Source organism: Serratia sp. root2 (assembly GCF_031931805.1).
Classification (GTDB): Bacteria; Pseudomonadota; Gammaproteobacteria; order Enterobacterales; family Enterobacteriaceae; genus Serratia; species Serratia inhibens.
Window position 1 is genome coordinate 1 of record NZ_JAUJXB010000010.1, and the last position, 13,225, is coordinate 13,225.

General features: G+C 52.7%; 9 protein-coding genes and 1 pseudogene. 9 read left to right on the forward strand and 1 reads right to left on the reverse strand.

Annotated features, from left to right (window positions below; genetic code table 11):
- The 9 genes and pseudogenes from QZQ97_RS23970 to rpoC form a co-directional block, all read left to right on the forward strand.
- Positions 1–76, forward strand: a pseudogene (locus tag QZQ97_RS23970) (EF-Tu/IF-2/RF-3 family GTPase); the annotation flags it as partial.
- A gap of 259 nt (positions 77–335) precedes the next feature.
- On the forward strand, positions 336–719 hold the full coding sequence (gene secE, locus QZQ97_RS23975; protein ID WP_126527376.1) for a preprotein translocase subunit SecE: 384 nt from the start codon (positions 336–338) through the stop codon (positions 717–719).
- A 1-nt stretch (position 720) separates the two neighbouring features.
- Complete coding sequence (nusG, locus tag QZQ97_RS23980) at positions 721–1,266, forward strand: transcription termination/antitermination protein NusG (RefSeq protein WP_004953928.1); 546 nt, start codon at positions 721–723, stop codon at positions 1,264–1,266.
- A 157-nt stretch (positions 1,267–1,423) separates the two neighbouring features.
- A complete protein-coding gene (gene rplK / locus QZQ97_RS23985; protein WP_006323135.1) occupies positions 1,424–1,852 on the forward strand; it encodes a 50S ribosomal protein L11 in 429 nt (142 codons plus the stop codon).
- 3 nt (positions 1,853–1,855) lie between these two features.
- Positions 1,856–2,560: a 50S ribosomal protein L1 gene (gene rplA, locus QZQ97_RS23990; RefSeq protein ID WP_012004742.1), complete on the forward strand. Its 705-nt coding sequence runs from the start codon at positions 1,856–1,858 to the stop codon at positions 2,558–2,560.
- 331 nt (positions 2,561–2,891) lie between these two features.
- Complete coding sequence (gene rplJ / locus QZQ97_RS23995) at positions 2,892–3,389, forward strand: 50S ribosomal protein L10 (RefSeq protein ID WP_006323136.1); 498 nt, start codon at positions 2,892–2,894, stop codon at positions 3,387–3,389.
- A 62-nt stretch (positions 3,390–3,451) separates the two neighbouring features.
- The gene (gene rplL, locus QZQ97_RS24000; protein WP_006323137.1) at positions 3,452–3,817 is read left to right on the forward strand and encodes a 50S ribosomal protein L7/L12; all 366 of its coding nucleotides are present in this window, start codon (positions 3,452–3,454) and stop codon (positions 3,815–3,817) included.
- 330 nt (positions 3,818–4,147) lie between these two features.
- Positions 4,148–8,176, forward strand: a complete 4,029-nt coding sequence (gene rpoB, locus QZQ97_RS24005) for a DNA-directed RNA polymerase subunit beta (protein WP_065505744.1) — start codon at positions 4,148–4,150, stop codon at positions 8,174–8,176.
- A 118-nt stretch (positions 8,177–8,294) separates the two neighbouring features.
- Positions 8,295–12,518, forward strand: a complete 4,224-nt coding sequence (rpoC, locus tag QZQ97_RS24010; protein ID WP_065505745.1) for a DNA-directed RNA polymerase subunit beta' — start codon at positions 8,295–8,297, stop codon at positions 12,516–12,518.
- An 82-nt stretch (positions 12,519–12,600) separates the two neighbouring features.
- Here the strand turns inward: rpoC and QZQ97_RS24015 are convergent, their stop codons facing one another.
- Positions 12,601–13,026, reverse strand: a complete 426-nt coding sequence (locus QZQ97_RS24015; RefSeq protein ID WP_311995461.1) for a thioesterase family protein — start codon at positions 13,024–13,026, stop codon at positions 12,601–12,603.
- Positions 13,027–13,225: the final 199 nt, after the last annotated feature.

Consider the following 13,225-nt stretch of genomic DNA (forward strand, 5'->3'; position numbering starts at 1 on the left):
TGACGGCCTGCGTTTCGCAATCCGTGAAGGCGGCCGTACTGTTGGCGCTGGTGTTGTTGCTAAAGTTATCGCTTAATCGCTGATAATATTTGACGCGACACGCGGTAAAAGGGCATCATTTGATGCCCTTTTTCTACGCTGTGAACTAGAACCTATCTCATCAGCGATTTTGCAGTCATAATCATTGGTGAGATGGGCTCTTAAAACCGTATTGACTGAGATACGTCATAGCGTAAAACACCGGGATACTGCCGAAGCAGCATCTGATCGGTTTGGTTTGCCTCGCTGTGCGAGGCAAAGTTGTCTGTTCTGAATTCATTGTGACAGGTTGGTTTATGAGTGCGAATACCGAGGCTCAAGGGAGCGGGCGCGGCCTGGAAGCGGCAAAGTGGGTGACCGTTGCCATTCTGTTGGTTGTGGCTATTGTCGGTAACTATTACTACCGTGATTTCAGCCTGCCATTACGTGCGCTGGCCGTCGTAGTGGTTATTGCCATTGCGGGCGCAGTGGCGCTGATGACCACCAAAGGCAAAGCTACCGTTGCGTTCGCGCGCGAAGCGCGTACTGAAGTGCGTAAAGTGATTTGGCCAACTCGTCAGGAAACGCTACATACCACGTTGATCGTTGCTGCGGTAACTGCCGTGATGTCACTGATTCTGTGGGGGCTGGATGGTATTCTGGTCCGTCTGGTATCGTTTATTACTGGCCTGAGGTTCTAAAATGTCTGAAGCCCCAAAAAAACGTTGGTACGTCGTTCAGGCGTTTTCCGGTTTTGAAGGTCGCGTAGCGCAATCGCTGCGTGAGCATATCAAATTGCACGATATGGAAGAACTGTTCGGCGAGGTCATGGTTCCTACGGAAGAGGTTGTTGAAATCCGTGGTGGTCAACGCCGTAAAAGCGAGCGCAAATTCTTCCCGGGTTATGTGCTGGTTCAGATGGTGATGAACGATGCCAGCTGGCACTTGGTGCGCAGCGTTCCACGCGTAATGGGTTTCATCGGCGGCACCTCTGACCGTCCGGCGCCGATCAGCGATAAAGAAGTTGATGCGATCATGAACCGCCTGCAGCAGGTTGGTGATAAGCCGCGTCCTAAAACGCTGTTCGAACCGGGTGAACTGGTCCGCGTTAACGATGGTCCATTCGCTGACTTCAACGGTGTTGTTGAAGAAGTGGACTACGAGAAGAGTCGCCTGAAAGTTTCTGTCTCCATCTTTGGGCGTGCAACGCCGGTGGAACTGGACTTTGCTCAGGTTGAAAAAGGCTGATCAATTAATCAGCGATAAGTGGCTTTTGTCGCTTGTCAGAGGCGCGAAATTGAACTATAATTTCGCGCCTTTTGTTTTTATAGACCTTGCTCGTTGAGCGAGGTGAAACACGGGGAGCCTCTTGTGAGGCGTTATTACCCAAACCGAGGAATTGTAAATGGCCAAGAAAGTACAAGCCTACGTTAAGCTGCAAGTTGCAGCCGGTATGGCGAACCCAAGTCCGCCAGTTGGTCCAGCTCTGGGTCAGCAAGGCGTTAACATCATGGAATTCTGTAAGGCATTCAATGCTAAGACTGACAGCGTTGAGAAAGGCCTGCCGATTCCGGTTGTTATTACTGTTTATTCTGACCGTTCCTTCACTTTCGTTACCAAAACTCCGCCAGCAGCAGTTCTGCTGAAAAAAGCGGCTGGTATCAAGTCTGGTTCAGGCAAGCCGAACAAAGACAAAGTAGGTAAAGTGACTAGTGCTCAGGTACGTGAAATCGCAGAAACCAAAGCTGCGGACATGACTGGTTCTAACGTTGAAGCGATGACTCGCTCCATCGAAGGTACTGCTCGTTCCATGGGCCTGGTAGTGGAGGATTAAGAAATGGCTAAGCTGACCAAGCGCATGCGCGTGATCCGTGACAAAGTTGATGCTACTAAACAGTATGACATCACCGAAGCTGTTGCTCTGCTGAAAGAGCTGGCCACCGCTAAATTCGTAGAAAGCGTTGACGTTGCTGTTAACCTCGGCATCGACGCTCGTAAATCTGACCAAAACGTTCGTGGCGCTACCGTTCTGCCAAACGGCACCGGTCGTTCCGTTCGCGTTGCCGTATTTGCCCAAGGCCCTAACGCTGAAGCAGCTAAAGCTGCTGGCGCAGAGCTGGTAGGTATGGAAGATCTGGCAGACCAGATCAAGAAAGGCGAAATGAACTTCGACGTTGTTATTGCTTCTCCTGATGCAATGCGCGTTGTTGGTCAACTGGGCCAGATCTTGGGTCCACGTGGCCTGATGCCAAACCCGAAAGTGGGTACCGTTACTCCGAACGTTGCTGAAGCAGTGAAAAACGCTAAAGCAGGTCAGGTTCGTTACCGTAACGACAAAAACGGCATCATCCATACCACTATCGGTAAGGTTGATTTCGAGTCAGACAAGCTGAAAGAAAACCTGGAAGCTCTGCTGGTTGCGCTGAAAAAAGCAAAACCATCTCAGGCTAAAGGCGTGTACATCAAGAAAGTTAGCCTCTCCACCACCATGGGTGCTGGCGTTGCTATCGATCAAAGCGGCCTGACTGCTGTAGCGAACTAATCGCCTTGCGATTATCGCTTTGACTTGGGGCTAAGATTTGTCTAGAATCTTATCCCCCAAGGTTTCGCTATTGGTAATAGCCATCAGCGGAACAAAGATTTTTCGGTTGGAGCCTGGCCTATCCAGGCCTCCGTCCAAGACCGCAGGTGTATCGTAAAGGTACTTAATCCTTCCTGCGTAGACGGTGACAGAGCCTAAAGAAAATTTTAAATTGTCTTTGCTGGATTCTGCTCACCGTGTTTGAACGCTCTCGCCGCGTGATTTATCACAAGGTGTTGAGTGATGTGAGTGCCGGGGATTTCCCCCGGCTAAATCCAGGAGCAAAAAGCTAATGGCATTAAATCTTCAAGACAAACAAGCGATTGTTGCTGAAGTCAACGAAGTAGCCAAAGGCGCGCTGTCTGCGGTTGTTGCGGATTCCCGTGGCGTTACCGTTGATAAAATGACTGAACTGCGTAAAGCAGGTCGTGAAGCTGGCGTTTACATGCGTGTTGTTCGTAACACCCTGATGCGTCGCGTAGTTGAAGGCACTCCATTCGAATGCCTGAAAGACACGTTTGTCGGTCCTACCTTGATTGCATTTTCTCATGAACACCCGGGCGCTGCTGCTCGTCTGTTCAAAGATTTCGCGAAAGCGAATGCAAAGTTCGAGATTAAAGCTGCGGCCTTTGAAGGTGAGCTGATCCCTGCGGCACAAATTGACCGCTTGGCAACTCTGCCTACTTACGATGAAGCAATCGCACGCCTGATGGCAACCATGAAAGAAGCCGCTGCTGGCAAATTGGTTCGCACTCTGGCTGCACTGCGCGATCAGAAAGAAGCGGCATAAGCCCTCTTTCTTATCCGTTGCTTACGTATTTAAACTATTTCTGAATCTTAGGAACTTTTGTTATGTCTATCACTAAAGACCAAATTATCGAAGGCGTTGCAGCTCTGTCTGTAATGGAAATCGTTGAACTGATCGCCGCTATGGAAGAGAAGTTCGGTGTTTCTGCTGCTGCTGTAGCTGCAGGTCCTGCTGCTGCTGCTGAAGTTGTTGAAGAAAAAACTGAATTCGACGTTGTTCTGTCTGCTATCGGCGGCAACAAGGTTGCAGTTATCAAAGCAGTACGTGGCGCAACCGGTCTGGGCCTGAAAGAAGCCAAAGACCTGGTAGAATCTGCTCCAGCAGTACTGAAAGAAGGCATCAGCAAAGACGACGCTGAAGCACTGAAAAAAGCTCTGGAAGAAGCTGGCGCTTCTGTTGAAGTTAAGTAATTTTAACTTTTCAGAGTGCAGTCTGACTTAACAGACTGATGGCTGGTGACTTTTTGGTCGCCAGCCTTTTTGCGCTGTAGGGCGTCAGTAGAGTTTCACACTGTTTGGCTACTGGCTAACCCCAATATTTCTTTCTATCGACGACTTAATATATCGCTCCTCCCTGCCGCAGCACAATCTGTCGCACAGCGCGATGAAATGATTTAAGCGTGATAGAAACGAGTATTGCGGAAAGTGTTCCCGCTTTCCGATCCACAAAATGGTGTTGCATGAACCGTCCTTTATCCGGACGGACAGATTGGGTCACTGATCAGCGAGCTGAGGAACCCTATGGTTTACTCCTATACCGAGAAAAAACGTATTCGTAAGGATTTTGGTAAGCGTCCACAAGTTCTGGACATACCATATCTCCTTTCTATCCAGCTTGACTCGTTCCAGAAGTTTATCGAGCAAGATCCAGAAGGGCAGTACGGCCTTGAAGCCGCATTCCGTTCTGTTTTCCCTATCCAGAGCTACAGTGGCAATTCGGAGCTGCAATACGTTAGCTACCGTCTTGGTGAGCCGGTGTTCGACGTCAAAGAGTGCCAGATCCGTGGTGTGACGTACTCCGCACCGCTGCGCGTAAAACTGCGCCTGGTAATCTATGAGCGCGAAGCTCCGGAAGGTACGGTCAAAGACATCAAGGAACAAGAAGTCTATATGGGCGAAATTCCGCTCATGACCGAAAACGGTACCTTTGTGATCAACGGTACTGAGAGGGTTATCGTATCTCAGCTTCACCGTAGTCCTGGCGTATTCTTTGACAGCGATAAGGGTAAAACCCACTCCTCGGGTAAAGTGCTTTATAACGCACGTATCATCCCTTACCGCGGTTCATGGTTGGATTTCGAGTTTGACCCGAAAGACAACCTGTTCGTGCGTATTGACCGTCGCCGCAAACTGCCTGCGACCATCATTCTGCGCGCGCTGCAATTCACCACTGAGCAGATCCTTGACCTGTTCTTTGCGAAAGTTGTATTCGAGATCCGTGATAACAAGCTGCAGATGGAGCTGGTTCCAGAACGTCTGCGTGGTGAGACTGCTTCGTTCGATATCGAAGCCAACGGCAAGATCTACATTGAGAAAGGCCGTCGTATCACCGCTCGTCATATCCGTCAGCTCGAAAAAGACGAAATTCAGAGTATTGAAGTACCGGTTGAGTACATTGCGGGCAAAGTGGTCGCGAAGGACTATATCGATACCAATACCGGTGAGCTGATCTGCGCAGCCAACATGGAGCTGTCGCTGGATCTGCTGGCCAAACTGAGCCAGTCTGGCCACAAACGTATCGAAACGCTGTTCACCAACGATTTGGATCACGGTGCGTATATCTCTGAGACTATACGTGTCGACCCAACCAGCGATCGTTTGAGCGCACTGGTAGAAATCTACCGCATGATGCGCCCTGGTGAGCCGCCAACGCGCGAAGCTGCCGAAAGCCTGTTCGAGAACCTGTTCTTCTCTGAAGACCGCTACGATCTGTCCGCGGTTGGCCGTATGAAGTTCAACCGTTCTCTGCTGCGTGACGAGATCGAAGGTTCGGGCATCCTGAGCAAAGACGACATCATTGAAGTGATGAAGAAGCTCATCGATATCCGTAACGGTAAAGGCGAAGTGGACGACATCGACCACTTGGGCAACCGTCGTATTCGTTCCGTCGGCGAAATGGCTGAGAACCAGTTCCGTGTAGGTCTGGTGCGTGTTGAGCGTGCGGTTAAAGAACGTCTGTCCCTGGGTGATCTGGATACCCTGATGCCTCAGGACATGATCAACGCCAAGCCGATTTCGGCGGCGGTGAAAGAGTTCTTCGGCTCCAGCCAGCTGTCTCAGTTTATGGACCAGAACAACCCGTTGTCCGAGATTACGCACAAACGCCGTATCTCTGCATTGGGCCCAGGCGGTCTGACCCGTGAACGCGCCGGCTTTGAAGTTCGAGACGTACACCCGACTCACTACGGTCGCGTGTGCCCAATCGAAACGCCGGAAGGTCCAAACATCGGCCTGATCAACTCCTTGTCCGTGTACGCACAGACCAACGAGTATGGCTTCCTGGAAACCCCGTACCGCCGCGTGCGTGACGGCCTGGTTACCGATGAAATCAACTACCTGTCTGCTATTGAAGAAGGCAATTTCGTTATCGCTCAGGCGAACTCCAACCTGGATGATGACGGCCGCTTCGTAGAAGACCTGGTCACCTGTCGTAGCAAAGGCGAATCAAGCCTGTTTAGCCGCGATCAGGTTGACTATATGGACGTATCAACCCAGCAGGTTGTCTCCGTTGGTGCTTCACTGATTCCATTCCTGGAACACGATGACGCCAACCGTGCATTGATGGGTGCGAACATGCAACGTCAGGCGGTTCCTACTCTGCGTGCTGACAAGCCGCTGGTAGGTACCGGTATGGAACGTGCTGTAGCGGTTGACTCCGGTGTTACTGCCGTAGCCAAACGTGGCGGTGTGATCCAGTACGTCGATGCTTCCCGTATCGTTATCAAAGTTAACGAAGACGAGATGCACGCGGGCGAAGCAGGTATCGATATTTATAACCTGACCAAGTACACCCGTTCTAACCAGAACACCTGCATCAACCAGATGCCGTGCGTGAACCTGGGTGAGCCAATCGAGCGCGGCGACGTGCTGGCAGATGGCCCGTCCACGGATCTGGGTGAACTGGCGCTGGGCCAGAACATGCGCGTGGCGTTCATGCCGTGGAACGGTTACAACTTCGAAGACTCCATCTTGGTGTCCGAGCGTGTGGTTCAGGAAGATCGCTTCACTACCATCCACATCCAGGAACTGGCGTGCGTGTCTCGCGACACCAAGCTGGGGCCTGAAGAGATCACTGCCGACATCCCTAACGTGGGTGAGGCTGCGCTCTCCAAACTGGATGAATCCGGTATCGTGTATATCGGTGCTGAAGTGACCGGTGGCGACATTCTGGTGGGCAAGGTGACGCCGAAAGGTGAAACCCAACTGACCCCAGAAGAGAAGCTGCTGCGCGCGATCTTCGGTGAGAAAGCGTCTGACGTTAAAGACTCTTCTCTGCGTGTACCAAACGGCGTTTCCGGTACGGTTATCGACGTGCAGGTCTTTACTCGCGATGGCGTGGAAAAAGACAAGCGTGCGTTGGAAATCGAAGAAATGCAGCTGAAGCAGGCGAAGAAAGACCTGACTGAAGAACTGCAGATCCTGGAAGCCGGCCTGTTTGCACGTATCCATGCGGTGTTGGTTGCCGGTGGCGTTGAAGCCGAGAAGCTGAGCAAACTGCCACGCGATCGCTGGCTGGAACTGGGCCTGACCGACGAAGAGAAGCAAAACCAGCTGGAACAGCTGGCAGAGCAGTACGACGAGCTGAAATCCGACTTCGAGAAGAAGCTGGACGCCAAGCGTCGTAAGATCACCCAAGGCGATGACCTGGCACCAGGCGTGCTGAAAATCGTTAAGGTTTATCTGGCTGTTAAGCGTCAGATTCAACCGGGTGACAAGATGGCAGGCCGCCACGGTAACAAGGGTGTTATCTCCAAGATCAACCCGATCGAAGATATGCCTTACGATGAAAACGGCACGCCGGTTGACATCGTACTGAACCCGTTGGGCGTACCATCACGTATGAACATCGGTCAGATCCTGGAAACCCACTTGGGTATGGCTGCGAAAGGTATTGGTGAGAAGATCAACCAAATGCTGAAGCAGCATCAGGAAGTGGCCAAGCTGCGTGAGTTCATTCAGAAGGCTTACGATCTGGGCGACGATGTCTGCCAGAAAGTTGACCTGAACACCTTCACCGACGACGAAGTACTGCGTCTGGCAGAGAACCTGAAAAAAGGTATGCCAATCGCCACGCCGGTGTTCGATGGTGCGAAAGAGACTGAAATCAAGCAACTGCTGGAAATGGGCGGAATCCCAACCTCCGGTCAGATTACGCTGTTCGATGGCCGTACCGGTGAGCAGTTCGAGCGCCAGGTTACCGTTGGCTATATGTACATGCTGAAACTGAACCACTTGGTTGACGATAAAATGCACGCCCGTTCAACCGGTTCTTACAGCTTGGTTACTCAGCAACCGCTGGGTGGTAAGGCGCAGTTCGGTGGTCAACGCTTCGGTGAGATGGAAGTGTGGGCACTGGAAGCATACGGCGCAGCTTACACCTTGCAGGAAATGCTCACCGTTAAGTCGGATGACGTTAACGGCCGTACCAAGATGTACAAAAACATCGTGGATGGCGATCACCGCATGGAACCAGGCATGCCGGAGTCCTTCAACGTACTGTTGAAAGAAATCCGCTCGCTCGGTATCAACATCGAACTGGAAGACGAGTAATCGTTTTTCCGGCTCAGGCTCCCGGCCTTAGGGAGCCTGAGGGTGGTTGTTCAGGTCACACGGGCGCGCGATTTGTCAGCGTGCGCCCAACAGGTTTAACTCCGACAGGAGCCAATCCGTGAAAGACTTATTGAAGTTTCTGAAAGCGCAAACTAAGACCGAAGAGTTTGATGCGATCAAGATTGCTCTGGCATCGCCAGATATGATCCGTTCGTGGTCGTTCGGTGAAGTTAAGAAGCCGGAAACCATTAACTACCGTACGTTCAAACCAGAACGTGACGGCCTTTTCTGCGCCCGTATCTTTGGGCCGGTAAAAGACTATGAGTGCCTGTGCGGTAAGTACAAGCGCTTAAAACACCGCGGCGTGATCTGTGAGAAGTGCGGCGTTGAAGTGACCCAGACCAAAGTGCGCCGTGAGCGCATGGGCCACATCGAGCTGGCATCACCGACTGCACATATCTGGTTCCTGAAATCGCTGCCTTCGCGCATCGGTTTGCTGCTGGATATGCCGCTGCGTGACATCGAACGTGTACTGTACTTCGAATCCTATGTGGTTGTTGAAGGCGGTATGACCAACCTCGAGCGTCGTCAGATCCTGACTGAAGAGCAGTATCTGGATGCGCTGGAAGAGTTCGGTGACGAATTCGACGCGAAGATGGGTGCGGAAGCTATTCAGGCCCTGTTGAAAAACATGGATCTGGAAGCGGAATGCGAACAGCTGCGTGAAGAACTGAACGAAACCAACTCCGAAACCAAGCGCAAGAAGCTGACCAAGCGTATCAAGCTGCTGGAAGCGTTCGTGCAGTCTGGCAACAAGCCAGAGTGGATGATCCTGACCGTGCTGCCGGTACTGCCACCGGATCTGCGTCCGCTGGTTCCGCTGGATGGTGGTCGTTTCGCGACTTCAGATCTGAACGATCTGTACCGCCGCGTAATCAACCGTAACAACCGTCTGAAACGCCTGCTGGATCTGGCCGCGCCTGACATCATCGTGCGCAACGAAAAGCGTATGCTGCAAGAAGCGGTAGATGCCCTGCTGGATAACGGCCGTCGCGGTCGTGCGATCACCGGTTCCAACAAACGTCCTCTGAAATCTTTGGCCGATATGATCAAAGGTAAGCAGGGTCGTTTCCGTCAGAACCTGTTGGGTAAACGTGTTGACTACTCCGGTCGTTCTGTAATCACCGTAGGTCCATACCTGCGTCTGCATCAGTGTGGCCTGCCTAAGAAAATGGCGCTGGAGCTGTTCAAACCGTTCATCTACGGCAAGCTGGAACTGCGTGGCCTGGCCACCACCATCAAAGCCGCCAAGAAAATGGTTGAGCGCGAAGAAGCTGTCGTCTGGGACATCCTCGACGAAGTTATCCGCGAACACCCGGTACTGCTGAACCGTGCACCAACCCTGCACCGTTTGGGTATCCAGGCGTTTGAACCGGTTCTGATCGAAGGCAAGGCAATCCAGCTGCACCCGCTGGTTTGTGCGGCATACAACGCCGACTTCGATGGTGACCAAATGGCTGTACACGTACCGCTGACGCTGGAAGCCCAGTTGGAAGCGCGTGCGTTGATGATGTCTACCAACAACATCCTGTCACCTGCGAACGGCGAGCCAATCATCGTTCCTTCTCAGGACGTTGTACTGGGTCTGTACTACATGACCCGTGACTGTGTTAACGCCAAAGGCGAAGGCATGGTGCTGAGCGGCCCGAAAGAAGCTGAGCGTATTTACCGCGCCGGTCTGGCCTCTCTGCATGCGCGTGTCAAAGTGCGTATCACCGAAGAGATCAAAAACACCGAAGGTGAGTCTGTACACCAGACTTCGATCATCGACACTACCGTTGGTCGCGCCATCCTGTGGATGATCGTGCCAAAAGGTCTGCCGTACTCGATCGTTAACCAGCCTTTGGGCAAGAAAGCGATCTCCAAGATGCTGAACACCTGTTACCGCATCCTGGGCCTGAAGCCGACCGTTATCTTTGCTGACCAGATCATGTACACCGGTTTTGCCTATGCAGCCCGTTCAGGTGCTTCAGTAGGTATCGATGACATGGTTATCCCAGCCAAGAAAGCGGAGATCATCGAAGAAGCGGAAACCGAAGTTGCCGAGATCCAGGAGCAGTTCCAGTCTGGTTTGGTAACCGCCGGCGAACGTTACAACAAAGTGATCGATATCTGGGCTGCGGCAAACGAACGCGTTGCTAAAGCGATGATGGAAAACCTGTCGGTTGAAGACGTGGTTAACCGTGACGGCGTTGTGGAACAACAAGTTTCCTTCAACAGCATCTTTATGATGGCCGACTCCGGTGCACGTGGTTCCGCCGCTCAGATTCGTCAGCTGGCCGGTATGCGTGGCCTGATGGCGAAGCCGGACGGCTCCATCATCGAAACGCCAATCACCGCGAACTTCCGTGAAGGTCTGAACGTACTCCAGTACTTCATCTCCACTCACGGTGCTCGTAAAGGTTTGGCGGATACCGCACTGAAAACGGCTAACTCCGGTTATCTGACCCGTCGTCTGGTTGACGTGGCGCAGGATCTGGTAGTTACCGAAGACGACTGTGGCACTCACAACGGCATCACGATGACCCCGGTTATCGAAGGTGGCGACGTTAAAGAGCCACTGCGTGAACGCGTTCTGGGTCGTGTGACTGCAGAAGATGTCATCAAGCCGGGTACGGCGGACATCTTGGTTCCACGCAACACGCTGTTGCATGAGAAGACCTGTGACCTGTTGGAAGAGAACTCTGTCGACAGCGTTAAAGTCCGCTCTGTAGTTAGCTGTGAAACCGACTTTGGTGTGTGTGCAAACTGCTATGGTCGCGACCTGGCACGTGGTCACATCATCAACAAAGGCGAAGCTATCGGCGTTATTGCAGCACAGTCAATCGGTGAGCCGGGTACACAGCTGACGATGCGTACGTTCCACATCGGTGGTGCGGCATCTCGTGCGGCTGCTGAATCCAGCATCCAGGTGAAAAACAAGGGTACGCTGAAGCTGAGCAATGTGAAGTTCGTTATGAACGCCGCAGGCAAGCTGGTGATTACCTCTCGTAACACCGAGCTGAAACTGATCGACGAATTCGGTCGTACCAAAGAAAGCTACAAAGTGCCTTACGGTGCCGTGATGGGCAAAGGTGACGGTGCAGAAGTTAACGGCGGCGAAACCGTTGCTAACTGGGATCCGCACACCATGCCAGTTATCACCGAAGTGAGTGGTTTCATCCGCTTCGCTGATATGGTTGACGGCCAGACCATTACCCGCCAGACCGACGAACTGACCGGTTTGTCTTCTCTGGTCGTATTGGACAGCGCAGAGCGTACCGGTAGCGGTAAAGACCTGCGTCCGGCACTGAAAATCGTTGATGCTAAAGGCGACGACGTATTGATCCCAGGTACTGATATGCCTGCTCAATACTTCCTGCCAGGCAAAGCGATTGTGCAGCTGGAAGACGGCATTCAGATCGGTGCGGGTGATACCCTGGCGCGTATTCCTCAGGAATCCGGCGGTACCAAGGATATTACCGGTGGTCTGCCACGCGTTGCGGATCTGTTCGAAGCACGTCGTCCGAAAGAACCGGCAATCCTGGCTGAAATCAGCGGGATTATCTCGTTCGGTAAAGAGACCAAAGGCAAACGTCGCCTGGTAATCTCCCCACTGGACGGCAGCGACGCTTACGAAGAGATGATTCCGAAATGGCGTCAGCTCAACGTGTTTGAAGGCGAAATTGTGGAACGTGGCGACGTTGTTTCTGACGGCCCAGAGTCTCCGCACGACATTCTGCGCCTTCGTGGTGTGCATGCGGTTACCCGCTACATCACCAACGAAGTGCAGGAAGTTTACCGTCTGCAAGGCGTTAAGATTAACGATAAACACATCGAAGTTATCGTTCGTCAGATGCTGCGCAAAGGCACCATCGTTAGCGCTGGTAGCACCGAGTTCCTGGAAGGCGAGCAGGCTGAAGTGTCTCGCGTTAAGATTGCCAACCGTCAGCTTGCTGCTGAAGGTAAAATCGAGGCAACCTTCTCACGCGATCTGCTGGGTATCACCAAGGCTTCCTTGGCGACCGAGTCCTTCATCTCCGCAGCATCGTTCCAGGAAACGACGCGCGTTCTGACCGAAGCGGCTGTTGCCGGTAAGCGTGATGAACTGCGTGGCCTGAAAGAGAACGTCATCGTGGGCCGTCTGATCCCAGCCGGTACCGGTTACGCTTATCACCAGGATCGTATGCGCCGTAAAGCACAGGGCGAAGTGCCGGTTGTTCCGCAGGTAAGCGCGGAAGAAGCGACAGCTAACCTGGCTGAATTGCTGAACGCAGGTAACCTGGGCGGTAACGACGAGTAATCGTTGATATGCCCTGGGGTCCGGTATGCCGGGCCCTTGCCAGATAAACCGCTCCTTCGGGGGCGGTTTTTTTTTGCCCGAATCACACGCCGGCGAAGCCCTTTGCCTGCTGGTATTGCCGAACGCTTGCTACCACCATGTCCGGCGCGACCACACCTTCCCGCCCTAAAATCACCGCCCGCGAGGTACCCTGAGCGACGATCCGATCTCCGATACTGAAGGTGTGGGTGGCATAGAAATAGCGCTCGTCCCAGTGGGTAATGCTCATGCTGACCTGATAGCGTTGAAAGGGTTGCAGCGCCTTTTTGTAATCCATGGTGTGTTGGCTGATGATCGGTGACCAGTGCCGTTTAAGCATCAACGCCATCAGGCCGGTACGGATAAACAAATCGACCCGGTTCAGGTCGCATACCGTCATGTAGCGGCCGTTGTTCATATGTAAATTGAGGTCGATGTCATTCAGCCACACTCGGGTCGCCAGTTGGTTGGTCAAAGCATCCATCGACATGCGTGGCTTCCAGCACGATGAGAGTAAAACCCAAATCAGTCGCAGGTACAGATTCATGGTGGTTATCCCGCAGAGTTATCAGACCGGTTCAGCGATCAGACTTTAAATGTGGTCCAACCAGTTTGTTTTGTCAAAAGACCGGTGAGAAGAATGCGGGAAAATTCAGACATTGGGAGGTCCCGGAGTCGCGCGGGAGGGT